Below are 22,530 nucleotides of genomic sequence, written 5' to 3'. Positions count from 1 at the left end.
TTAGATGCAGAGCGAGCCGCTCTCTTCGAGGCCCGCCGCCGTCTTCAGCATCTTCCAAATCACCAGCGCAAACGCCCGGCTCTTCGTTTCGTTATCCAGCACTTCCAACGAGAGTTTCTCGTGGTCAGTCATGGCGTCCAATACAGTGTCCAGCACGCGCTTGGGTAACAGGCCGTGCATCACTTGCTCCACCGAGTGAGCATTCACCTGCGCCATCAAGTCATCCTGCCGCAAAAGACGCTGAGTGATGCCAGTAGCAAAATGAAGTTGATCGTCATCTTGCGTTTCGGCACCGAAAATATCGTTCAGCGCTTCGATGATTTCCGACAGGCGCTTCTTCTCCGGATCATGGGGCTTACCGCTGCCCACATCGCTGCCGGGCTTGAGGGTGTATTGACCTGCTTCCTCGCTCAAGCGCAGTTGGTGTTCGGCGCGTTTGCTCAGGCGGTAGTGGCTCAGTTGCAACTCGCCCACATCCACATCGTCTTGTAGCAGGCGATCCACGCGCAGCAACGGGTGCAGATGCTTGGCGTACACGCACAACTGCTCCAGTTCGCGATCCTCATAAGGCACGATCTGCGAAAGAAACTCATACAGGCGCACAAAGCTTTGTAGGTTTTTGCGGAACAGGTCGAGCTGGTCAACCTGCTCGCCAGCCTCTTTGAGCGCATGCTCGGCTTTTTTCAAGCCAGCGCTATTGCCATTAGCTTGGGCAGTGCGTTTGTAATCCAGCGCGTGTTGGCGTGCCTCCAATGAGAAGGTGTAACGCGTGGCAAAGCGCTCCTTGGCCGGCGCGCAGTAATAACTGAGTTTGCTGGCTTGCGCCTTGGAGTCGAAGAAGGCCATGGCAAACGCTTCGACCTCCTGCCAGTGATAGATGCCCTCGGCATCCAGCTTCTTGTGCAGGTCATAGATGATCTGCGGGTCGGTCACGTCAGTCAGCTCGGCTTTGGTGTAGTACGGCAAAAAGGCATCGAGAATGTCCTGCGGCTGGTTGAAGAAGTCGAGGATGAAGGTTTCCTTGCTGTCACCAAAGGTACGGTTCAAACGCGACAGCGTTTGCACGCAGTCCACACCTTGCAGCTTCTTGTCCACGTACATGGCGCACAGCTTGGGCTGATCGAAGCCGGTCTGGTACTTGTTGGCCGCGATCATCACGTTGAAATCCTGGGTATCGAAGGCCTGCGCCAGGTCGCGGCCATTAAGGCCGGCGTTGAGCAGGCTACTGTTTTCCGTCACCTCTTGGGGTATCACTTCATCCGGCAAGACGCTGCCGGAGAACGCCACCAGCGGGTGCACATCGCTGTACCCCATCTGCTGCACATAAGCCTTGACAGCCAACTGATAACGCACCGCTTCCTGGCGGCTGCTGGTGACGACCATGGCCTTGGCCTGGCCATTGAGCAGGGCGCGGATGTTGGCGCGGAAGTGCTCGACGATCACCTCAACCTTCTGGTTGATGTTGTAGGGGTGCAAACGCACCCAGCGCGCCAGCTTGATGCGCGCTTTCTTGCTGTCCACCTCATCGTCTTCACCATCGGGGTGGGCGATTTTCCAGGCAGTGCTGTAGGTGATGTAGTTGCGCAGCACATCGAGGATGAAACCCTCTTCGATGGCCTGGCGCATGGAGTACAGGTGAAACGGCTCTGGTTTGTTCGTGGCGCTACGTGGCATTGAGGGGTCAGGCTCTCGGCCGAACAGTTCCAAAGTCTTGGCTTTGGGCGTGGCGGTAAAGGCGTAGTAGCTGATGCGCTCATTGGGTTGGCGCGCCTGTACGGCGGCGTCCAACAATTCTTCGGCGCTGATTTCCTCAGCCTCGCGGGCATCACTGCCGAGAATCTGCTTCAGCTTGCTGGCCGACGATCCGGTTTGCGAGGAATGCGCCTCGTCGGCGATTACCGCATAGCGCCCACTGGCCAGCTTGGGGTACTTGTCCAGCGCATCGAACAGCGCCGGGAAGGTCTGGATGGTGACGATGATGATGCGCGTCTGCTCAGCCAGCGCCTCGGCCAGTTGCTCAGATTTGCTTTGGTTACCGACATCCCGGCTGATCGGTTTAACCACGCCTTGGGCGTGCTCGAACTGATAGATGGTGTTTTGCAACTGGCTATCCAGCACCGTGCGGTCGGTGACCACGATCACCGAGTTGAATAGCCGCTGACGGGCATCATCGTACAGCGAGGCCAATTGATGGGCGGTCCAGGCGATGGAGTTGGACTTGCCTGAACCCGCGCTGTGCTGAATCAAATAACGCTTGCCCGGCCCTTCGGCGCGGGTGGTATCGATCAGCGTATTGACCACTTCCCACTGGTGGTAACGCGGGAAGATCATCGTTTCCTTGGTCACCGGCGTGCCGTCAAAGCCTTCGCTGGTTTTCTTGTCCAGGTGCAGAAAGCGCCCCAGCACCTTGAGCCAGGCATCCGGTTGCATCAGGCGTTGCCACAGGTAGCTGGTGGCGTACTGGCTGTCGTCATCCGGCATCGGGTTGCCCGCGCCGCCTTCCGCGCTGCCGAGGTTGAACGGCAGGAAGAATGTGTCTTTACCCGCCAGCTTGGTGGTCATCGCCACCTCGTTCTGGCCCACGGCAAAGTGCACCAGAGCACCGCGTTTGAAGGTCAGCAGCGGCTCGGGTTTGCGGGTGAGCGGGTCTTTTACCGGGCGATCGTAACGGTACTGGCGCTTGGCACTTTCCACCGACTGCTTGAACTCGCTTTTCAACTCCAGCGTGGCGGTGGGGATGCCGTTGACGAACAGCACCAGATCCAGCCGTGGGTTGTAGCTCTGCCCGCCGCTAGCGGCATCACGCGCATGCGGCGAGTAGGACACCTCCGGCACCACGCGCAGGCGGTTGCACTGGTAGCGTTTGAGGGTGTCCGGGTTCATCCCGTGGTCGGGCTGGAAGCTGCACATCTCGATCTTTACCGCCGGCAGCTTAAAGCCGTGGCGCAGCACATCCAGGGTGCCGCTCTGCTCCAGCTCGCGCACCAGCTTCTGCACCAGCACGCCATCCGGATCATTGGGGGTGGCCTTGGCGAACTTGTCCCAACGCTCTGGCCAGGCGTCCTTGAAGTAACCCAGCACATCTTCGGTATACAGCGCCGTGCGCCGGTCGTAGCCGCAGGCGGTGCCGACTAGCCAGCCTTGGGCGGCCAGGGCGTCGATGATGTCCTGCTGGAATTGCGCTTCCTTGCTGTCCGCCATTACACGGCCTCTTCTGCTAATTCGGGGGATGGCGCGTTGACCTGTGGCTGCCAGCCGCGCACGTCGATTTTGCCGGTGACTGCGGCGGAGATTAGGGCGGAGCGGCGCTCTTGCAGAAGATCCATTGTTGCGCCCGCCTCGATAATTAGCGTCTCCGCTTGTTCAGAAAATGTTTTAACAAAGTCTGATATTTCTTCCTGCTCACTTAATGGAGGCACTGGAATCTTTACAAACTTAACCTCGCCACAGTTCAAGTGCGGGTGCATACCGCCAGTTCTGATCGAATACAAAACTGACTGCCCGAAACGCGACTGCAATACCTGGCCAAGAAATACGCCAGAAAGCATATTTTTCTCAGCCTGCAAAATTATCAGCGCATGGCAGTTGTAGCCGACCTCCCTTGAAGATACGACACCAACATCCCCTGTGCCTGCGCCAGTCTGAACAATCAGAACATCACCTTCCTGCAAGATGGACTTCCTCATTTTCATGCTCCACTCAGGAGTCACGAAATAAGCGTCATCAAAATTAACAACACCTCTTTTTATATGGGTGGCTTGAACGTAGGGAACGCCACTCTCAACCAAAATATCCCGTGTCGGACCAACATAACCATTGGTGATTTTTACTGTGAGTTTATTCAGTGCATTTGCTTCCCAATGCGCCGGTACCTCACCTAGCCACTCCACGCCGGAGTCTTTCATCTGCACCGTGGGGTCTAGACCTTTGGTAACGGCATGGGAGATCACAGCCTGGCGCTTTTCCTTAAGCAGTTCGATCAGGCGCTGCTGCTCTTCGATCAGCGCGTCGATGCGGGCGGTTTCGTGGTCGAGGAAGCGAGCGATTTGGGTTTGTTCGACTCGCGCAGGAAAGCAAAACCGCTCCTGCAAGTAGGACTCAGCATCAAGATTCTGGATACCAGTAACCTGCTTGACCGAAGGGTAGTTAACACGGCCGTGGTAAAGATTCCCGAAGGCATAACAAAGAAACTGGCTATCGAACTCCGGGAGCGGTCGCATTCTCGCCACGAAGTTTGAAGTAATGGCGTCAAACCCATGCGTGAACAAAACAACACAGCCAACCAGCGTTTTTTCTCCGCCCCCAGACTTCTCGATCAGCAAATCACCTGATTTGATAAGTCGCGACTGTCTTTCCTTAGGCGTGATACTTCTATAGGTCAGCTTATCGAGCCCAACAGTCGAAAAAGATCGCTCGAAGTCGGCAACTCGGATGACCGCAATATCATTCTCGCCATCGGGCTCATCGCCCCACAAACCGTTTACGCACCCATCCACCGTACGTTTAAGTGAATGAACCGACCAACTCTGCGGCACGTCGCCCAGCCACTCAACGCCAGAATCCTTGTATGCCGGGTAGCTAGGAAAGCTCATGCAGACAGCCCCTCAATCATCTGCTTGATGCGGTCGGTGCAGGCTTTCAAGTCACGGTCAATCTCCGCCAACGGGCGCGGTGGCTGGAACACATAAAAGTGCCGGTTAAAGGGAATATCAAAACCAACGATGCCCACTTCGCCATCCCGCGCATCGGTTTTGCTTTCGTCGATCCAGGCATCCGGCACATGGGGGATGACTTCGCGCTGGAAGTAGTCGTACACCGATTCGCCCAGCGGCACGTTCTCGTTGTCGCGCAGGCTGGCGTCCGCTTCCGGCTGGCCCTTGGTGGTGCAGATATCCGCCTCGGGGTCGCGCTCGCTCAGGGCATTGAGCAGGGCTTTTAGCTCCGGCGCGCTCAGGCTCACGCCGTGCGCGTTGAGGGCTTTTTTCAGTAGCTTGGTGAACTGTTCGCGGTTGCGGTGCAGGCTGGCGTCCATGGCTTGCAGGGCGGCCATCAGTTGCTGCTGGGCGGTGCTGTCGAGCTTTTGCAGGGCTTTTTCTTCCATCACCTTGCCAAGGCGTTCAGCGCTGGTTTGGAAGTTCAGGCGCAGTGGGCGCTCGACGGTGATGCGGCGGTAGCCGAAGGCATCGATGGGGAATATTTTGCTCTGCGCACTGTGCTCGAAGCGGCCATACAGGCGTACCAACTCGTTGACTTGATCTTCGGTGATGTACTGGCGTTTGCTGCCCAACGATTTGCGCATTTTGGCGTAGTGCTGGCTGCCGTCGATCAGTTGCACCTTGCCCTGGCGTACGGCGGTTTTCTTGTTGCTGAGGATCCACACATAGGTGGCGATGCCGGTGTTGTAAAACATGTCGGTCGGCAGCGCGACGATGGCTTCGACCAGGTCGTTTTGCAGCAGGTAGCGGCGAATCTCCGACTCGCCCGAACCCGCGCCGCCGGTAAACAGCGGCGAGCCATTAAGGATGATGCCGATGCGTGAGCCACCGTCGCGCGGGGCACGCATTTTGCTGACCAAGTGCAGGAGGAACAGCAGCGAACCGTCAGACACGCGCGGCAGGCCGGGGCCAAAGCGACCGTCGAAGCCCTTGTGGCTGTGCTCGTCGGTGATCTGCTTTTGCACCTTCTTCCATTCCACGCCGAAGGGCGGGTTGCTGAGCATATAGTCGAAGCGGTGGTGGGCCAGTTGGTCGTTGGACAGGGTGTTGCCGAGCTTGATACTGGCCACGTCCTGGCCTTTTATCAGCATGTCTGCCTTGCAGATGGCGTAGGACTCGGGGTTGAGCTCCTGGCCGTGCAGCGACACGCTGACTTTCTCGCTGATGGACTGAATGTACTCATCACCCTCGGACAGAAAGCCACCGGTGCCGGCGGTTGGATCGTAGAGGGTGACGATGCTGTTGGGCGCGAGCTTATGTTCCTGGTCGGTAATCACCAGCGAGGTGGTCAGGTGCACGATGTCACGCGGGGTGAAGTGTTCCCCGGCGGTTTCGTTGGAGCTTTCCGCAAACTTGCGGATCAGTTCTTCAAAGATGATGCCCATGCCGAAGTTGCTGATGACCTCGGGGCTCAGATCCGTGGCCGCAAACCGCTGCACCACCTGATACAGCAAATTGGCACTCGCCAACTGCTGAACGAAATCCTCAAAGTGGAAATGCTCGAAGATCTCGCGGGCGTCCTTGCTGAACGCCTGCACGTAGCGCATCAGGTCATCGACCGTCTGGGTGTCGGACAGCGTGCCGAGGGTCAGCGGCGAGGCGTTGAAGAACTGCTGGTCAGCAGCGCGCAGCAGAATCAGCTCGCGAACGGTATCGGGGCGGCCTTCCTGAGCGAAGGTCTGCTTAATCACCTCATTCTTGGTCGGGGCGAGCACGCACTCCATCCGCCGCAACAACGTGAACGGCAGGATGATGCGCCCGTATTGGGATTGTTTGAAGTCACCGCGCAGCAGATCGGCAATAGACCAAAGAAACGCGGCCGTCTGGGAATGATTTTCCGTGTTCACGCAATAACTCCTGAGCGTTCTGACAAAAGCGCAAGTCTACCCCGTCAAAGGGCTGAAGCGGTCCCGGCGATGAGCACGGGAGATGGCCAGCACGAACTCAGCGCGCTGTTTATCGGCCAGCGCGGGGCGTTGGTGCGGATGCTGGGACGGGTGGTCGGCTGTACCCGAGCGCCCAGTACCTGGCGTTCGATCATCTGGGCAGCCACCCGCCGGGATTTCTAACGCCCTGGCCCTCACGCGCCCGCACCCCGCGGGCGCGACTGTTTTTAGCCGGCCAACAAATACTCCCGCATAACTTCCCAGACAGCGCTAAGATACAGATATTAAAAAGCCATTACCGTGGCGTATTTGCGTGCTTTACCCTGCGAGACGAATAAAAAAATATCGCGCGCGGGTTCGCTCACTCTATGACTTATGCGGTTAATCATGTTTGTTCTGAAGTCTGCTTGTGCTCGGCAAATTGCCGACGTTCATCATATGTACAGTGACATGCAAAGTGCGTTGGAGGCGGTCAAGTCGCGCATGGCGGTGGTGGAGCTCAGCCCCCAAGGCGAGATTATCGATGCCAACCCGATTTTTCTCGGCGTATTGGGTTATGCACTGGAGGACCTGCGCGGCCGCCATCACCGCGTCCTGTGCCCCGCCGACTACGTGGCCAGCCCCGCCTACGCCACGTTCTGGCGGCGCTTGGCCGAGGGCGAGACCCTGAGTGACCGCTTTAAACGGGTGCATAAAAACGGTTCCGATGTGTGGTTGGAAGCCAGTTATATCCCAATAAGAGATCAACTGGGCCACGTTGTAAAAGTGCTGAAAATCGCCACGGACATTACTGCCCCGGTATTAAAGGAAAGTGCCAACCGTAGCCTGATAGAAGCGCTGCACCGCTCCATGGCGGTTATTGAATTTGATTTAAACGGTAATGTGATTACTGCCAATGCCAACTTTCTGGCGGCCACCGGTTATACCCTGGGCGAAGTTCAGGGCCGTCACCACAGCCTGTTTTGCCGCCAGGCCTATACCAAGACCGTGGAATACCAGCAGTTCTGGGACGCGTTGCACGCTGGCAAGCATTGCGCCGGGTTGTTCCAGCGGGTCAACAAGGCCGGCCACGACGTCTGGCTGAACGCCACCTATAACCCGTTGTTCGACGCCCAGGGCAAGCTCTACGGCGTTATCAAGCTGGCCACCGACGACACCCGCCAGGTGGAGCAGAAGGCCCGGGAAACCGAGGCCGCGCAACTGGCCTACAAAACCTCGCAGCAAACCGATGTGGCCACCCAGAACGGCATCGCTGTCATCAAGGATGCCGCGGCCATCGTCGACTCCATCGCCAGCGACCTGCGCGGCGCCTCGGCGCTGTTCACCGACCTCAACCAGCAGTCGTCGAACATCAAGGCGATCGTCACCGGCATCAAGGACATTGCCGAGCAGACCAACCTGCTGGCGCTCAACGCCGCCATCGAGGCCGCCCGCGCTGGCGACCAGGGCCGCGGCTTTGCCATCGTCGCCGACGAGGTGCGCAACCTCGCCTCACGCACCGCCAAGGCCACCGCCGAGATCGTCACGGTGGTGGAGCACAACAGTCGCCTGGCCGAAGACGCCGTCAACCAGATGCAGGAAAGCCGCACCAAGGCCGAAGAAGGCGCACGCCTGACCGCCCACGCCGGCGAGGTCATCAGCCAGATCCACGTCGGTGCGCAAACCGTGGTCGCCGCCATGGGCCGCTTCTCCTCGCTCTACGAAAGCCACGACTGACCGCTGCCCCCGCGCCAGGGCCGGTGATAGGCTCACCGCCCTGGCCACCGCCCCCGACCACCGGAAGCCCCGCCCCATGTTCAAACCGCTGCTAGCCGCCTGCCTCGCAGGCGTCCCGCTCCTGGCCGCCGCCCACCCGCTGGCCGGGGTGTGGCAAGGCACATTGGGCAAAAACCCGATCACCGTGTGCTTCAACGCCACGCCCGAGAACAACGCCAGTTACTACTACCAGCGCTTCCTCACGCCGATCCAGTTGACCGTGCAAGCCGACAGCGGCCAGTGGCAAGAGGCCGAAAACACCGGCCAATGGCAACTCGACAGCCCCGACGGCGAACGCCTGAGCGGCCAATGGCACGCCCCCGACCGCAGCAAAACCCTGCCCCTGGCCCTGAGCCGCGTGCCCCACACCCGCGCCGCCGACGATTGCGCCAGCGACGCCTACGCCCTGGCACTGGAAACCGCCAAGCCCAGCGTGCAGGTGGAGAAAAAGGACTACCGCGGCCACGGCTACCAAGTGCGCACGCAAAACGGCCATCCGTTGCTGCGCCTCGACGGCGACACCCCGGGCATCCAGCGCATCAACCAACAACTGCTGGCCCTGGCCTACAACGCCGAGAGCCTCGCCCAATTCAACGCCGAGCGCCGCGAATCCCTGGGCCAGCGCGGCGCCGTGTACACCAGCGAAATCAGCGTGCTGCCCCACTCCTGGTCGTCGCAGTGGATCACCGTCAACTTTTACCGCTGGCAGACCGGCACCGGCGCGGGCGGCATCAGTTGGGGCCTGCACACCTGGAACCTGGCCACCGGGGAAAAAGTCGACCCCTGGACCTGGGTCGGCGGGCGCTTCGACTGGTACAGCCCCTACGCCGGCCACAGCACGATGGCGCAGAAATTCGCGCAATGGATTGAGGCCCAAACCCCACCCGACGCCGACTGCCCCGGCGCCGCCAGCTATGGCACCTACGACCTGAGCTTCGACACCCAGGGCCTGAAGCTGGCCAACCACCCCAGCGGCGATGGCTGCGACGTGGAAGTGGCCATCCCCTGGGCACAGCTTGCGCCGCTGCTGTCTGCCCAAGGCCGGGCGGTGTTGCCGAGCCTGCAACAGCCCTGAAAGCGCCCTTCTTGACCAACGTCAAGGGCGCCCCTGCCGGTGGGCGTTAGCCTCAGGCACTCCTCTTGCCTTTGGGTGCCCTTCATGGCCAAGCCTTTCCCCCTGCACCCCAAGCACCCCGAGCGGATCTGCTGGGGCTGCGACCGCTACTGTGCCACCACCGACCTGGCCTGCGGCAACGGCGCCGACCGCACCATGCACCCGGCGGAAATGATCGGCGAAGACTGGTACTTGCATGGGGATTGGGGCATCGAAGTACCGGCCCAACCCATCGAAGTGCAAGAAGAGCCGCAAGCCTGAACCGGCACCCTCCCGGCCAAATCAAATAGCCATAAGCCATTATTGCAATGGCATATCGGTCAAATACCTTGTCATATCTGAATTCTGCCCGCCCCACTAAACATCGACTTATCCAATAATTGCCAGACCCGGACTCGCTGTGTATTGTGCGGCACACCGCATAACACCCTCGCCAACTGTTTAAGCTCAACGATCCAGGGACTGGAACGACAATGGACTTTAACTACAACCGGGTTCTTGCTTACCTAAAAGTTGCTCAATTCAAGTCGTTTTCCCACGCGGCAGTGCAACTCAACATCAGTACCAGCATGGTCAGTGTGCACATCAAGGAACTTGAACTTTCCTTGGGCACGACCTTGATTAACAGAACCACCCGGTCATTGGCACTCACCGAAGCCGGCCAGCGTTTCTATGATGACTTCATGGATATAAAGCAGCGCATCGATTGCTCGCTGCAAACACTCAAGGAAAGTACCGGGCAAGTGTGTGGCATATTGCGCATCGTTTCGCCCCGCGAGTACGGCTCACGCTTTATCGTTCCCGCCATCGCTGAGTTCTCCAGGCTTCACCCTCACTTGAAGATCGTCCATGACGTCGGCTACCCCCTGGCCAACCTGGCCAGCGGCAGGCATGACCTGGCCATCTGCCTCGGGCCGCTGGAAGATTCGTCGTTCAAGTGCCGCAAGATTGCAGACTTTGAAAACTACTTGGTCGCCAGCCCCCAGTTCCTCGAACGTTACGGGGTACAAGACATCAACTGCCTTAATACCCTGCCATGGATCAGCAATGAGTCGCTGTATAAAGAAGGCAAGTGGGTGTTGCGCAAACAACCGGGCGACGTATTCATCGTCAAGCCCAATATTCGTTATGCCTCTAACTCACTGACCCTGATTCATCAAATGGCGTTGTTCGACCTGGGCATTGCGGCATTGCCGGCCTGGATGCTCAAGGATGATATTCAGGCCAACACTCTGATTCGTTTATTCCCCGAACATGAGTTCGCCACTTCGCCGGTCAATATTCTTTACCCCAACGGCATTAACCTACCGCTCAAAGCCCGGCGTTTTATTGATTACCTGGTGGCCAAACTGGGCACCGTACACGTACAGGCGCGAACCCAATGACCGCCCCCAGAGGAACCCGCATGTCCCCCATCAAGGTGCCGCTCGCCGGCGTGCTGTGGATGATCGCCAGCCTGCTCTCCTTCATGGGCATGGCGGTGGCTTCCCGCGAACTTTCCGCGTTCATGTCCATTTTCCAGATCCTGTTTTTCCGCTCCTTTGTCGGGCTGTTGATTATTGCCCCGTTGATCTACCGCCAGCGCCGCCAGTTGCGCCAGGCCCGGGACCTTGGCCTGCAAGTGGCCAGGAACGCGGTGCACTTTGCCGGGCAGTACGCCTGGACCGTGGGCGTGGCGGCGCTGCCGTTGGTGACGGTGTTTGCCCTGGAATTCACCACACCGATCTGGGTGTCGCTGCTGGCCTTTGTGTTCCTCAAAGAACGCATGAGCACTGCCCGGGTACTGGCGGCCCTGGGCGGTTTCATCGGCGTGTTGGTGGTGCTGCGCCCGGGCATGGCCACCCTGGAGCCGGCCGCTCTCGTCGTGCTGCTGGCCGCCGTGTGCTACGCCACGTCCATCATTCTGGTCAAACGCCTGACCCTGACCAGCAGCCCCGCGATCATCGTGATCTGGATGGTGCTGTTGCAGTTGCCCCTGGGCCTGGCCCTGTCGCTGGCGCAATGGCGCACCCCGCCCATGGCGTGCCTGCCGTGGATCGTGTTGCTGGGGGTCACCGGGTTGAGCGCGCACTTTGCCATGGCCAAGGCCCTGAACCTGATGGACGCCTCGATTGCCATACCCATCGATTTTTTCCGCGTGCCGCTGATCGCCGTAGTGGGCTTCATGCTCTACGGCGAAAGCCTGGAAACCTGGGTGTTTGTCGGCGCGCTGATAATCTTCGCCTCCAACTACCTGGCCTTTCGCGCCGAGCAAAAGCGCCCGGCGTGAAACCTCGCGGTCAAGGCGTGTGGTCTAGGTAGGTGTCAAAGTCCCACTGGGTGACGGTGGCCAGGAACGACTGCCACTCGTTGGTTTTGATGGCCTGGAACAAGCCCTTCATATCCCCCGGCAGGGCCGCAGACACTACCGGGTCGTGGTCCAGCGCCTCAAGGGCTTGCCCCAGGTTGCGCGGCACGTAGGCCGTGGGCGCCGGGTGCTCGCCATAGCTGTCGCCGTCCGTGGCGGGGCCGGGCTCCACACGGTTGGCCAAACCATCGTCAATCGCCGCCAACAGCGCACTGGCCATCAGGTACGGGTTGACGATGGCGTCGGCGGTGCGGTACTCGACCCGGTCTGGTGCCGACACGCGAATCGCACAGGTACGGTTCTGATACCCCCAGTTGGCCCGCACCGGCGCCCAGAAACCGGTTTCCCACAGGCGCTTGTAGGAATTGACCGTGGGCGCCGCAATCGCCGTCAAGGCATTCAAATGGCGCTGGATGCCGCCAATGGCGAACTTGCCCACATCGGTCAGGCCCGGGTCACCCGCCGCGGGCAGGAACAGGTTGGTGCCGCCTTCATAGTGGCTATAGACCTCCTCCATGCCCTGGGTGCGGGCGAACACCTCCTCGCGCAACACCGCGTGCCCGCCATCCCACAGCGACAGGTTGAAGTGGCACCCAGAGCCTGAAACCCCGGCAAACGGCTTGGGCAGAAAACACGCCACCAGGTCGAACTCGCGGGCGACTTGATGGCAAATCTGCCGATAGGTCATCAGCCGATCACAACTGGCCAGCACGTCATCGAAGGCGAAGTTGAGTTCCAACTGCCCCGGCGCATCCTCGTGGTCGCCCTGGATCATGTCCAAGCCCATGGCGTGGGCGTATTCCAGCACTTTCATGTACACCGGGCGCAAGGTTTCAAACTGGCCAATGTGGTAACAACGCGGCTCGGTCACGCCCACATAGCGCGGCTCGCCCGCTTGCTGGCGCAACCACATCATTTCCGGCTCCATCCCGGCCCGCAGTCGCAGGCCGTGGCGGGCCTCAAAGGCCTGGTGTTGGGCGCGCAGGTTACCCCGGCAATCGGCGTCCAGGCGCTGGCCGGGCGACGTGGGGTCGGCGGGGTTGCGAAACAGCGCGCAGAACACCCGCGCCACCCGTTTATCCCAGGGCAGTTGCACCAGGGTTTCCGGCTCGGGGTAGGCCAGCAACTCCGAGGCGTTGGGCGGGTAACCCAGGTAATTGCCAAAGCGGTCCAACGCCACATTCACCGTGGCGCCGTAGACCATGGAAAACCCCTTCTCGGCCATACGCGCAAAATGCCGCGCCGGAATGCCCTTGCCCTGCAACCGCCCGGTGATGGACGGAAACTGCATGTAGACGTACTCCACGCCACTGCTTTGCAGCCAGCGTAGGGCCCGAAGCAGGTTGTCCCGGCGCTGCGGCGAATCCCTGAAAGCTTCATGTTCCATCACGTGTGACTCCCTTGAACGGCATCAAACCCGCGCCAGCAGGCGATTAAGACTTTCCACGCTGCGCCCCAGGTCATCGACGCTGGTGTAGAGGGGGTTGAAGGCCACCCGCAGCAGGTCCGGGTAGCGATACTCGGCGACGATCCCCTGCGCCATCAGGCCCTCGTGCAGCGCCTGGGCATTGGCCACCGAAAACCCCAGATGACCACTGAGGTTGTCGCCGCCCACCTCGTGCAACAAGCGAACACGGCCCGCACGCAGGTGGGGGGCCAAGGCCTCGATAAACCGGGCGCACAACTCGCGGCTGCCGGCCTCGACGCAGGGCATCCCGGCCTCCAGCAGCAAATCCACGCCCGCCTCCAGCGCCACCAGGGAAAAAGTCGTCGGGGTGGCGACCTGCATGCGCTTGATGCCGGCGGCCGGAACAAAACCGTCACTGAACACAAACGGCTCGGCATGCCCCAACCAACCCTGGATCGGGTTGTGCAAGCGCTCCTGCAACCCGCGCCTGGCGTAGACAAACGCCGGCGCGCCCGGGCCGCCGTTCAAATACTTGTAGCCGCAGCCCACCGCCATATCGACGCCGCTGGCGTTGAAATCCAGCGCCATGATGCCGACGCTGTGGGACACATCCCACAGCGTCAACGCCCCCACCGCCCGCGCCTGTTCATTGAGCCTGTGCAGGTCGTGGGCTTGCCCCGTGCGGTAGTCGACATGGGACAGCATCAGCACCGCCACCGAGCGATCGAGGGCATCGACAACGGCCGCGCGCGGCACGATGCGGATCTCGATATCAGGGTGCAGCACGCCCACACTCTGGGCCACATAGAGGTCGCTGGAGAAATTCCCCTGCTCGCTCAGCACCACCTTGCGGGTGGGGTCCAGGGCCAATGCCGCGTTCAACAGCTTGAACAGGTTGACCGAGGTGCTATCGCACACCAACGTCGTGCCCGGGTCGGCACCCAGCAGCCCGGCGATCTTGTCGCCGATGGCCTGCGGCGCGTCGAGCCAGCCGTGTTTTTTCCAGGCCCCCGCCAGTTGCTGGCCCCACTGCGCTTCGCAGGTCTGCACCAAGCGCTGCGCCACCCCGGCCACCGCCGGGCCCAAGGAGTTGCCCGCCAGGTAAACCAAACCCTGGGGCATGACGAACCGGTCGCGGCGATAGGCGTGTTCGGCGGCGTGCCCAGCCCTGTTGAGGTCCATGCCCACGCCCTCCTAGACCGTTTGCTTACGTTGCGCATCCGCCGCCAGGATCGGCTGGATGAAGGTGTCGAAATCCTCTTCGTGCCACCAGTGGCGCACCAGGCCATCCTCGAAGCCGAAGATGTCGATGCCGGTCAGGCGCACCGGCACGCCCGTGCCCTCGATGCCCAGGATCACCCCGGTATGGGTGCCCTCGGCCACGTAGCGAGCGGCCAGTTGATTGCCCTGCACAATCACGCTTTCGATGTTGAAACGCACATCGGGAAAGGCCTGGTGCCAGTCCGCCGCCATTAACTTGTGGCCCTGCAAATTACCGGCAAACTGCGGAATCGGCCGGTGGTCTTCAAACTCGGGGTGAAATATCGAATCGACGAAGTTCACATTGCCTTTATTCCAGACTTCCCCGATCCAGATATTGACGTAGGCATTGCGCATGTTTTCCTGGGACAGATCAATCGACATCATGCCGCTCCTTATAGAATGTCTTTACCACGACGAATTTCATCCACGACCACCGTCGATGGCGAGAATGATTGTTTGAGTACTTCCACGGCTTTATGCGGGTCGGCGTCACCGCACATGAAAATATCCACCGCCGCATAATTGAACTCTGGCCAGCTATGAATCGAAATATGCGACTCGGCCAACACACAAACACCCGACACGCCGCCATTGGGCGTGAAGTAATGAAAATACTGGTGCAACAACGTCGCCCGCGCTGCGGCAACGCCCGCCACCAATGCACGGCGGACACTTTCGACATTATCAATATTGCGTGCACCGTATAAATCCACCAGCAGATGTTTACCGGCATACGCCCCTTGCCCATCCGATAACAAATACAGGTTCGGCCCTACACACTCGTTAGTTCCCATACCGGCTCCCACCCTCTTCTTGAATAAAGGCTGACGTTATTGCGGGCACGGGTTCAGGGAAAAACCGCAGATATCCCGGTAGCCACTGTTCACTCGATCCAGGCTGTGGATGGGCGTGACGTCATGCAAACCCTGCGCATCGTCGAACAAGGCGGTTTCCAGGGGCTGGCGCAAGGTATGGCGCAGCCTGACCCGGGCTTGCTGATCGCAGAACAGGCTTTCACCGCCCTCGATGTTGTGGCGTTTGACCAGGGTGATGGAAGTGAACTCGTGGCCATCGCGGTGCGGCCCTTCGGGCACAGGCTGGCCGGGCACATCGGGCTGGGCGGTGATGCGGTACAGATGAATGCCGATATCCCAGGTACTGGAAACCGCGCGGCGTTCGGCGGGCAACAACAGGTACATATCCACGATCAATTGATGCAGGAACCGGTTATTGATGGTTGACGGTTCAAGGGGCTGATAAATCCGCTCGACACCACCGGAATAACCATTGACCGTCGCCTCCTGAAAAAAACCCCGCAGCGGTTTCAAGGTCAACGCTATATGTTCCCCCTCATCGCGCAGCAGAACTTCGTTAAAACGCCGCCGACGATAAGTGTCACCCTCTTTCATATATTCATCGAGGGGCAAGTTGCCAAAGTCGGCCTGAAAATCCCGAAAGTCCTGATAGAGCGTGTCCTGCTCCGGCAGCGTCGGTTGTTTTAACGCTACTTGCCCATGCACGAATGAAACTGAAGAGTCGTACATGCACAAACGCGCGGGCACGACGGCCTTGTCAAACATAGTGAGTTCCTTTCTTCAATCCCCGAAAGCGTGTTACCGCAGCCATAAAAGTCGAGGCAGCTAATTCTTCTCCCAACACCACCTGCAACTTTCAAGGCGCCAACTTGCCCAAGTAGGCGCATCCCCGTCAACACTTCAAACGTTATGAAAACGGCAAGCGCCCGGCAACTACCGAAAAATCCAAATAGAACAAGGCATTGTGATTGTTTAATAACACTGGATTGTGTTTCCAAGCCTGGCCGGCACGCAGCGCGCTGTTTATCGACTACCGGCCCCGGCGCACGGTTTCGCCAGCCCCAACCCGTTGTGAGGACGATGGCCGCCTCCCGCCCTGCGGCGGACCGAGGCCTCCATGAAATTCACCACCCTGTCTGTGGCCGGCAAACTCAAGTTCTACCCATGGGTGGTGTTCGATCAGGTGCTGCAAAGGGGTTCGCTGGTGCGGGCCGCGGGGGCGAGCATGGCCCGGGGCGGCGGCCCGCCCATCGCCTGGGCCGACGCCCAGCAACCCCAGGTGCAAGCGCAGCCCCCTGCCCACCTCAAACGCCCCGGCCTACCGTGAGCAATGGGCCTGTGCGCGCCCCGCCCATACGTGCAATCAGAGGGTCGAGCGCACGCGCCACAGTTCGGGGAAGAGCACGGTGTCGAGCATTTTGCGCAGGTAGCCCACGCCTTCGGTGCCGCCGGTGCCGGGTTGGAAGCCGATGATGCGTTCCACCGTGGTCACGTGGCGAAAGCGCCATTGGCGGAAGGAGTCTTCCAGGTCGATGAATTTCTCGGCCAACTGGTACAGGTCCCAGTAGCGCTTGGGGTCGGTGTAGACCTCGCGCCACGCCGCTTCCACGGACGGGTCGTGGGCGGTCGGGCTGCTGGGGTCACGCTCAAAGCGTTGCGGGTCGATGTGCAGGCCGGCCTTGACCATCAGGCCGATCGCCTCGTCATACAGCGACGGCGTGACAATCGCTTCCTGCAAGGCTTGGAGCAGTTCCGGGCGATGGGCGTGGGGGCGCAACAGGGTCGCACTCTTGTTGCCCAGGAGGAATTCGATCTCGCGGTACTGGAACGACTGGAACCCCGACGACTGGCCCAAAAACGGGCGGATCGAGTGGTACTCGGTGGGGGTCATGGTCGCCAGCACGGTCCAGGCGTGCACCAGTTGATCGAAGATCCGCGAGACCCGCGCCAGCATCTTGAACGCCGGTTGCAGTTCGCTCAGGCGGATGTGTTCGCGGGCGGCCTTGAGTTCGTGAAGCATCAGTTTCATCCACAGCTCCGAGGTCTGGTGCTGGATGATGAACAACAGTTCGTTGTGGTCCGGCGACAGCGGGTGCTGGGCGCTGAGGATGCGGCCCAGGTCCAGGTAGTCGCCGTAGCTCATGGAATCGGAAAAATTCAGCTCGGCGTTATGCCAGTCGGCGTCCTGGTTGGAGGGGGAGTACGGGCATTGACTCATTGCGGCGGTTCCTCGGGGCTGGGGCGGTTCGGGCCGCCCGCATCGTTATGGGCTAAGTCAGGGCTTGAGCGGGCGCAGGATCGCGCGCACGGGGCTGGCGTCCAGGTTGGCGAAACGCAGGGGCAAGGCGATCAACTCGTAATCCCCCGGCGCCACTTCGTCGAGGACGATGCCTTCGAGGATCGCCATGCCGTGGCGGGCGATGGCGTTGTGGGCGTCCATGGTTTTCGATTGCTGCGGGTCCAGGGACGGCGTGTCGATGCCGAGCAGGCGCACCCCCAGGCTGGCGAGCAGCTCCACGGTGGCCGGGGCGACGGCGGTGAAGTGTTCGTCCCACACGTCCAGCGGTGCCTGACGATAGGTGCGCAGCAGCACGCGCGCGGGCACGCCCTCAAGCTGCCCCGCCAGTTGCTCCGGTTGCACCAGCTCGCCGCTGTCCAGGCAATGCAGCACGCGGCACGGCCCCATGTAGACATCCAGCGGCACCTGGCCGATGGCCGCGCCTTCGGGGCTGTAATGCAGGGGCGCATCGACATGGGCGCCGGTGTGCGGCGACAGGGTCACGCGCCCGACATTGACCGGGCACTGCGGCCCGAAGGTCCACACGCGCTCTTCCTGGAACGGCGTGTCGCCGGGCCAGGTGGGCGTTGCATTACTCAACGGCGGGCTGATGTCCCACCACGCAGGTGTGTTGTTCATTGTGCTGTTCTCGGCCACGTTGAAAGGCATCATACGAGCGATAGCCGTCAAGATTCTTGCGAATTCTCCTACAGCCTCCGCTGAATTTCGCACTTGCTGCCAAAAAAAAGCCCTTTGCCGGAGGATTCTTCAAACACCCGCCGCCGCAGGCATTGCGCTTGCGGATACCCCAGTGTCGAACCCAGACAACTGGCCGGCGCAGGCAAGGGCTAGGGTGCCGGTTCTGTTCTGCCGACAACCTGGAGCCAACATGTCCGCCCCCATTACCGTGCTACGCGACACCCACCCCCTGCCGCTGCTCGACGCCTGCAAATGGCAACGCCTGGAAGGCGACCCGCACACCGTCAACCTCAACGCCTACACCAGCGAAGACGGCAGCAAGATCATGGGCACCTGGATCTGCACCCCCGGCAAATGGCGGGTGGAATACGTGAAGTGGGAGTACTGCCATTTCCAGGAAGGCTACTGCGTGATAACCCCGGACGGCATGGCGCCGATCCACCTGCGCGCCGGCGACATTTTTGTCGTGGAACCGGGCATGACAGGCACCTGGGAAGTGGTGGAAACGGTGCGTAAGTATTTTGTGTTTGCCTGATGGGCAATCGATAAAAACCCAAGAACAACAACGGTGGGAGCGAGCCTGCTCGCGATAGCGGCGTGCCAGGCCCTGCATCGGGTGTCTGGCGTGGCGCTATCGCGGGCAGGCCCGCTCCCACCGGTTTTGTTGCTACTGAGTTTTAGGCCAAGCCTCTTACTGCGGCTTGCGATAGCTGTTGATGATCGCCGAGAAATCCTGCCCACCTTCGCCGCGCAGGCTCATGGCCTGGTACAGCTGCTGGGCCACGGCACCGAGCACCACCGGTTGGTGGGCCTGGCGGGCGGCTTCGGTGGCCAGGCCCAGGTCCTTGAGCATCAGCTCGGCGCCGAAACCGCCGGTGTAGCCGCGCGAGGCCGGGGCGGTTTCCACCACGCCCGGCCACGGGTTATACGCCTCCGAGCTCCAGCAGCGCCCGGTGGAGCTGTTGATGATCCCCGCCAGCACCTGGGTGTCGATGCCCAGGGCATCGCCCAGGGCCATGGCTTCGCTGACGCCGACCATGGAGATGCCCAGCAGCAGGTTGTTGCAGATCTTGGCGATCTGCCCCGTACCGACCGCGCCGCAATGGACGATGTTGCGCCCCATCTGCGCCAGCACCGGTTGCAGGGTGGCGAACAACTCGGGCGTGGCGCCGACCATAAAGGTCAGGGTCCCGGCCGCCGCGCCGCCCGTGCCGCCCGACACCGGCGCATCGGCCAGGGCCACGCCTTGTTTGGCCGCCGCGGCCGCCACGTCGCGGGCGGTCTGCGGGTCGATGGTGCTGCAATCGACGGCGGGCACGCCGGCGCCGATCCCGGCCAATACGCCCTCCTCGCCCAGCCACACGCTGCGCACATGGGCGGCGGCCGGCAGCATGGTAATCACCAACTCGGCGCCTTGGGCGGCGTCGCGGGGCGAGGCGCTGATGGTGCCGCCCAGTTGCGCCAGCTCCGCCAGCACGCTTTGGTTAAGGTCGAACAGGTGCAGCGAATGGCCGGCCTTGAGCAGGTTGCGGGCCATGGGCGCGCCCATGTTGCCCAAGCCGATAAATGCGATGTTCATGGCTGTTTCCTCAACGCAGGTTGATGGTGGTGTTCACGCCATCATTGACGCTGTCATCGTCGAACCAGCGGCTGGTGACGGTTTTGGTCTGGGTGTAGAACTGCACCACTTGCTTGCCGTACGGCCCCAGATCGCCAAGTTTCGAGCCACGCGAGCCGGTGAAGCTGAACATCGGCACCGGCACCGGGATCGGGATGTTGATGCCCACCTGGCCGACGTCGATTTCACTCTGGAACTTGCGCGCCGCCGCGCCGCTCTGGGTGAACAGGCCGGTGCCGTTGCCGAACGGGTTGGCGTTGACCAGGGCAATGGCCTGATCGAGGGTGTCGACCTCCAGCACCACCAGCACCGGGCCGAAGATTTCCTGGGTGTAGATCTGCATGTCGGTGGTCACCCCGGAAAACAGGGTCGGGCCGACGAAGTTGCCTTGCTCGTAGCCAGGTACTTTGATGTCACGGCCATCGAGTTCCAGCTTGGCGCCTTCCTTGATGCCGCTTTCGATCAGGCCCAGCACACGTTCCTTGGCGCGCTTGGAAATCACCGGGCCGACATCGGTGCCCGGCTCACTGCCCGCGTTGACCTTGAGTTTTTGTGCCAGGGCCTTGAGGTCCGGCAGCCATTGCTTGGCCGCGCCCACCAGCACCACCACCGAGGTGGCCATGCAACGCTGCCCGGCCGCGCCGAAACCGGCACCCACCAGGGCGTTGAGGGTTTGCTCGCGGTTGGCGTCGGGCAGCACCACGGCGTGGTTCTTGGCGCCCATCATCGATTGCACGCGCTTGCCGTGCTTGCCGGCCAGGTCATAGACGTGGGTGCCCACGGCGGTGGAGCCCACGAAGGACACGGCCTTGATGTCTTTGTGGGTGCAGAGCGCATCGACCACGTCCTTGCCGCCATGCACCACGTTGAGCACGCCCGGTGGCACGCCCGCTTCCAGCGCCAACTCCACCAGCAGCAGGGTGGACAGCGGGTCCTGCTCCGAAGGCTTGAGCACGAAGGTGTTGCCGCAGGCGATGGCCATGGGGAACATCCACAGCGGAATCATCGCCGGGAAGTTGAACGGGGTGATGCCTGCGCACACGCCGATAGGCTGGCGCAGGGTGTAGGTATCGACGCCACCGGCGACGTTCTCGGCAAACTCGCCCATTTGCAGGGTGCCGATGGAACAGGCGTGCTCCACCACTTCCAGGCCACGGAAAATATCGCCTTCGGCGTCGGCGAGGGTCTTGCCCTGTTCGGCGCTGAGGACCACGGCGATGCGCTTGGAGTGTTCGCGGATCAAGGCCTGGAGTTTGAGCATGATGCGCATGCGCGCGCCGATGGGCGTCAGCTTCCAGGTCTGGAAGGCGCGGTGGGCGGCATCGATGGCGGCATTGACTTCAGCGGCCGTGGCGAACGGCACCTGGGCCAGCACTTGCTGGGTGGCCGGGTTGACGATGTCGTGCCATTCGCTGGTTTGGGATTCGACCCACTGGCCATCGATCAACAGCTTGGCCCGTTGCAGGGTGGTATCGGCAGAAGTAAGCGAAGCGTTCATGCAGGTCTCCAGATCTTGTCGTTGTTCAAGGAGCCAAGGCCTGCGGTGGCCTTGAGGATGAGGCGGGGGTCCGGGTTGGTGGGCGGACGGTTTTTGGAGTATAGATGTGCAAACTTCTAATAAGTACGCACATAAAAACCGGTCCAACATGCAAAAAAACATCACTTCCCTGGGTTCGCTGAACTGGGACGACCTCAAGTTTTTCTTGGAGGTGGCCCGCACCCGCAAGGCCAGCACCGCAGCCAAGCGCCTGGCGGTGGACTACACCACCGTGTCGCGGCGCATCAGTTCCCTGGAGGGTGCGCTGGGCACGCTGCTGTTCGAGAAATCGCGCACCAATGGCTTTGTCCTCACCGCCGAGGGCCAGCGGTTGCTGGGGTACGCCGAGTCGATCGAAAGCACCCTGCACATTGCCTGCGAGCAGGTGTCCGGCTCGGGCGTGGCGCTGTCGGGGCATATCCGCATGGGTTGCACCGAAGGTTTTGGCAGTTTCTTTATCACCCCGCAGTTGAGCCACTTCGTCGATGCCTACCCGGCGATCAGCGTGGACATCCTGCCGCTGCCCCACTTCATCAGCCTGTCCAAGCGCGAAGCCGACATCGTGATCGCCCTGGAACGCCCGGAACACGGGCCCTACGTGTGCTGCAAACTGTGCGACTACCGCTTGCAGCTCTACGCCACCCAGGCCTACCTGGACCAACACCCGCCCATCCGCCGCCCCGCCGACCTGGCGCGGCACCCGTTCGTCAGCTACGTCGATGACCTGGCGTTCAGTTCCGAGCTTTTATACCTGGCCAACGTGGTGCCCGGCGCCAGCGCCAACCTGCGCAGCACCAGCGTCATCGCCCAATACGTCGCCGCGCAACAGGGCCGCTCCCTGGCCATCCTGCCGTGCTTCCTTGCCGCCCAGGACCCGCGCCTGCTGCCGGTATTGCCCGAGGACATCAACATCACCCGGCAATTTTGGATGTACTGCCGCGAGGATTTGCGCAAGCTCAAGCGCATTACGTTGTTGTGGGATTACATCAGGGACGTGACCGAGCGCAACCGAGCGCTGCTGATGGGAGAGCAAGCGCAGATGGTATTGGGAGCGGCAAGCGGCAAGCGTGAAACTTGAAACTTGCGGCTTGCGGC

20 protein-coding genes and 2 pseudogenes are annotated in these 22,530 nt (G+C 61.0%); 10 read left to right on the top strand and 12 right to left on the bottom strand.

The features are described 5' to 3' along the window. Genes CKW13_RS00135 through CKW13_RS00125 form a run of 3 tightly spaced genes read right to left on the bottom strand, consistent with a single transcriptional unit; the run spans window position 1 to window position 6,562 of the window. Window positions 1-3,201, bottom strand: a complete 3,201-nt coding sequence (locus tag CKW13_RS00135; protein ID WP_095105786.1) for a type I restriction endonuclease subunit R — start codon at window positions 3,199-3,201, stop codon at window positions 1-3. Then, window positions 3,201-4,592, bottom strand: a complete 1,392-nt coding sequence (locus CKW13_RS00130) for a restriction endonuclease subunit S (protein WP_095105783.1) — start codon at window positions 4,590-4,592, stop codon at window positions 3,201-3,203. Before CKW13_RS00130 ends, CKW13_RS00135 begins: the two co-directional genes overlap by 1 nt. After that, window positions 4,589-6,562: a class I SAM-dependent DNA methyltransferase gene (locus CKW13_RS00125; RefSeq protein ID WP_095105780.1), complete on the bottom strand. Its 1,974-nt coding sequence runs from the start codon at window positions 6,560-6,562 to the stop codon at window positions 4,589-4,591. The genes CKW13_RS00130 and CKW13_RS00125 overlap by 4 nt, the downstream gene beginning before the upstream one ends. A gap of 69 nt (window positions 6,563-6,631) precedes the next feature. On the opposite strand from CKW13_RS00125, the gene CKW13_RS24625 reads away from it, so the two are divergent. The 7 genes and pseudogenes from CKW13_RS24625 to CKW13_RS00095 all read left to right on the top strand — a co-directional run bounded on the left by CKW13_RS24625 (window position 6,632) and on the right by CKW13_RS00095 (window position 11,739). After that, entirely contained in the window at window positions 6,632-6,784 is a 153-nt protein-coding gene (locus CKW13_RS24625) for a hypothetical protein (protein ID WP_256576478.1), read from the top strand. Window positions 6,785-6,976: 192 nt separating this feature from the next. After that, window positions 6,977-7,753 (top strand): annotated as a pseudogene (locus tag CKW13_RS24895) (PAS domain-containing protein); the annotation flags it as partial. Window positions 7,754-7,972: 219 nt separating this feature from the next. Continuing rightward, window positions 7,973-8,317: pseudogene (locus CKW13_RS24890) on the top strand (methyl-accepting chemotaxis protein); the annotation flags it as partial. 76 nt (window positions 8,318-8,393) lie between these two features. Further along, window positions 8,394-9,431 (top strand): hypothetical protein, encoded by a 1,038-nt coding sequence (locus CKW13_RS00110; protein ID WP_095105777.1) that lies wholly within the window; start codon window positions 8,394-8,396, stop codon window positions 9,429-9,431. Between the two features lie 84 nt (window positions 9,432-9,515). Beyond that, window positions 9,516-9,731, top strand: coding sequence for a DUF3079 domain-containing protein (locus tag CKW13_RS00105; RefSeq protein WP_095105774.1), 216 nt, complete (start codon window positions 9,516-9,518; stop codon window positions 9,729-9,731). A gap of 212 nt (window positions 9,732-9,943) precedes the next feature. Next, entirely contained in the window at window positions 9,944-10,855 is a 912-nt protein-coding gene (locus CKW13_RS00100; RefSeq protein WP_095105771.1) for a LysR family transcriptional regulator, read from the top strand. Window positions 10,856-10,875: 20 nt separating this feature from the next. Further along, window positions 10,876-11,739 carry a DMT family transporter gene (locus CKW13_RS00095; protein ID WP_095105767.1) on the top strand — a complete coding sequence of 288 codons (864 nt, stop codon included), beginning with the start codon at window positions 10,876-10,878 and terminating at the stop codon, window positions 11,737-11,739. Between the two features lie 10 nt (window positions 11,740-11,749). On the opposite strand, the gene CKW13_RS00090 is transcribed toward CKW13_RS00095, so the two are convergent. The 5 genes from CKW13_RS00090 to CKW13_RS00070 are packed head-to-tail and all read right to left on the bottom strand — an operon-like array spanning window position 11,750 to window position 16,068. Beyond that, window positions 11,750-13,204 (bottom strand): glutamine synthetase family protein, encoded by a 1,455-nt coding sequence (locus CKW13_RS00090; protein WP_095105764.1) that lies wholly within the window; start codon window positions 13,202-13,204, stop codon window positions 11,750-11,752. A gap of 24 nt (window positions 13,205-13,228) precedes the next feature. Then, on the bottom strand, window positions 13,229-14,407 hold the full coding sequence (locus tag CKW13_RS00085; protein WP_095105762.1) for an aminotransferase class V-fold PLP-dependent enzyme: 1,179 nt from the start codon (window positions 14,405-14,407) through the stop codon (window positions 13,229-13,231). 12 nt (window positions 14,408-14,419) lie between these two features. Then, window positions 14,420-14,869 carry an ester cyclase gene (locus tag CKW13_RS00080; RefSeq protein WP_176465017.1) on the bottom strand — a complete coding sequence of 150 codons (450 nt, stop codon included), beginning with the start codon at window positions 14,867-14,869 and terminating at the stop codon, window positions 14,420-14,422. An 11-nt stretch (window positions 14,870-14,880) separates the two neighbouring features. After that, on the bottom strand, window positions 14,881-15,282 hold the full coding sequence (speD, locus tag CKW13_RS00075; protein WP_095105757.1) for an adenosylmethionine decarboxylase: 402 nt from the start codon (window positions 15,280-15,282) through the stop codon (window positions 14,881-14,883). Between the two features lie 36 nt (window positions 15,283-15,318). Further along, window positions 15,319-16,068: a 2OG-Fe dioxygenase family protein gene (locus CKW13_RS00070; protein ID WP_095105755.1), complete on the bottom strand. Its 750-nt coding sequence runs from the start codon at window positions 16,066-16,068 to the stop codon at window positions 15,319-15,321. Between the two features lie 352 nt (window positions 16,069-16,420). Between CKW13_RS00070 and CKW13_RS24610 the strand changes: the two genes are divergently transcribed. Next, entirely contained in the window at window positions 16,421-16,630 is a 210-nt protein-coding gene (locus tag CKW13_RS24610; RefSeq protein ID WP_256576477.1) for a hypothetical protein, read from the top strand. Between the two features lie 36 nt (window positions 16,631-16,666). Here the strand turns inward: CKW13_RS24610 and kynA are convergent, their stop codons facing one another. Beyond that, a complete protein-coding gene (gene kynA, locus CKW13_RS00060; RefSeq protein WP_095105752.1) occupies window positions 16,667-17,521 on the bottom strand; it encodes a tryptophan 2,3-dioxygenase in 855 nt (284 codons plus the stop codon). A gap of 57 nt (window positions 17,522-17,578) precedes the next feature. Next, window positions 17,579-18,220, bottom strand: coding sequence for an arylformamidase (gene kynB / locus CKW13_RS00055; protein ID WP_095106982.1), 642 nt, complete (start codon window positions 18,218-18,220; stop codon window positions 17,579-17,581). A gap of 250 nt (window positions 18,221-18,470) precedes the next feature. Between kynB and CKW13_RS00050 the strand changes: the two genes are divergently transcribed. Beyond that, on the top strand, window positions 18,471-18,815 hold the full coding sequence (locus tag CKW13_RS00050; protein ID WP_095105749.1) for a cupin domain-containing protein: 345 nt from the start codon (window positions 18,471-18,473) through the stop codon (window positions 18,813-18,815). 156 nt (window positions 18,816-18,971) lie between these two features. On the opposite strand, the gene mmsB is transcribed toward CKW13_RS00050, so the two are convergent. Further along, complete coding sequence (mmsB, locus tag CKW13_RS00045) at window positions 18,972-19,859, bottom strand: 3-hydroxyisobutyrate dehydrogenase (protein ID WP_095105746.1); 888 nt, start codon at window positions 19,857-19,859, stop codon at window positions 18,972-18,974. A 10-nt stretch (window positions 19,860-19,869) separates the two neighbouring features. Further along, complete coding sequence (locus CKW13_RS00040) at window positions 19,870-21,396, bottom strand: CoA-acylating methylmalonate-semialdehyde dehydrogenase (protein WP_095105743.1); 1,527 nt, start codon at window positions 21,394-21,396, stop codon at window positions 19,870-19,872. A 148-nt stretch (window positions 21,397-21,544) separates the two neighbouring features. On the opposite strand from CKW13_RS00040, the gene CKW13_RS00035 reads away from it, so the two are divergent. Continuing rightward, window positions 21,545-22,513, top strand: a complete 969-nt coding sequence (locus tag CKW13_RS00035) for a LysR family transcriptional regulator (protein WP_095105740.1) — start codon at window positions 21,545-21,547, stop codon at window positions 22,511-22,513. Window positions 22,514-22,530: the final 17 nt, after the last annotated feature.

The sequence above is a fragment of the Pseudomonas sp. Irchel 3E20 genome (assembly GCF_900187645.1).
Taxonomy (GTDB): Bacteria; Pseudomonadota; Gammaproteobacteria; order Pseudomonadales; family Pseudomonadaceae; genus Aquipseudomonas.
The sequence above is the reverse complement of the archived record's forward strand: the minus strand, read 5'-3'. Positions and strand labels throughout refer to the sequence as shown.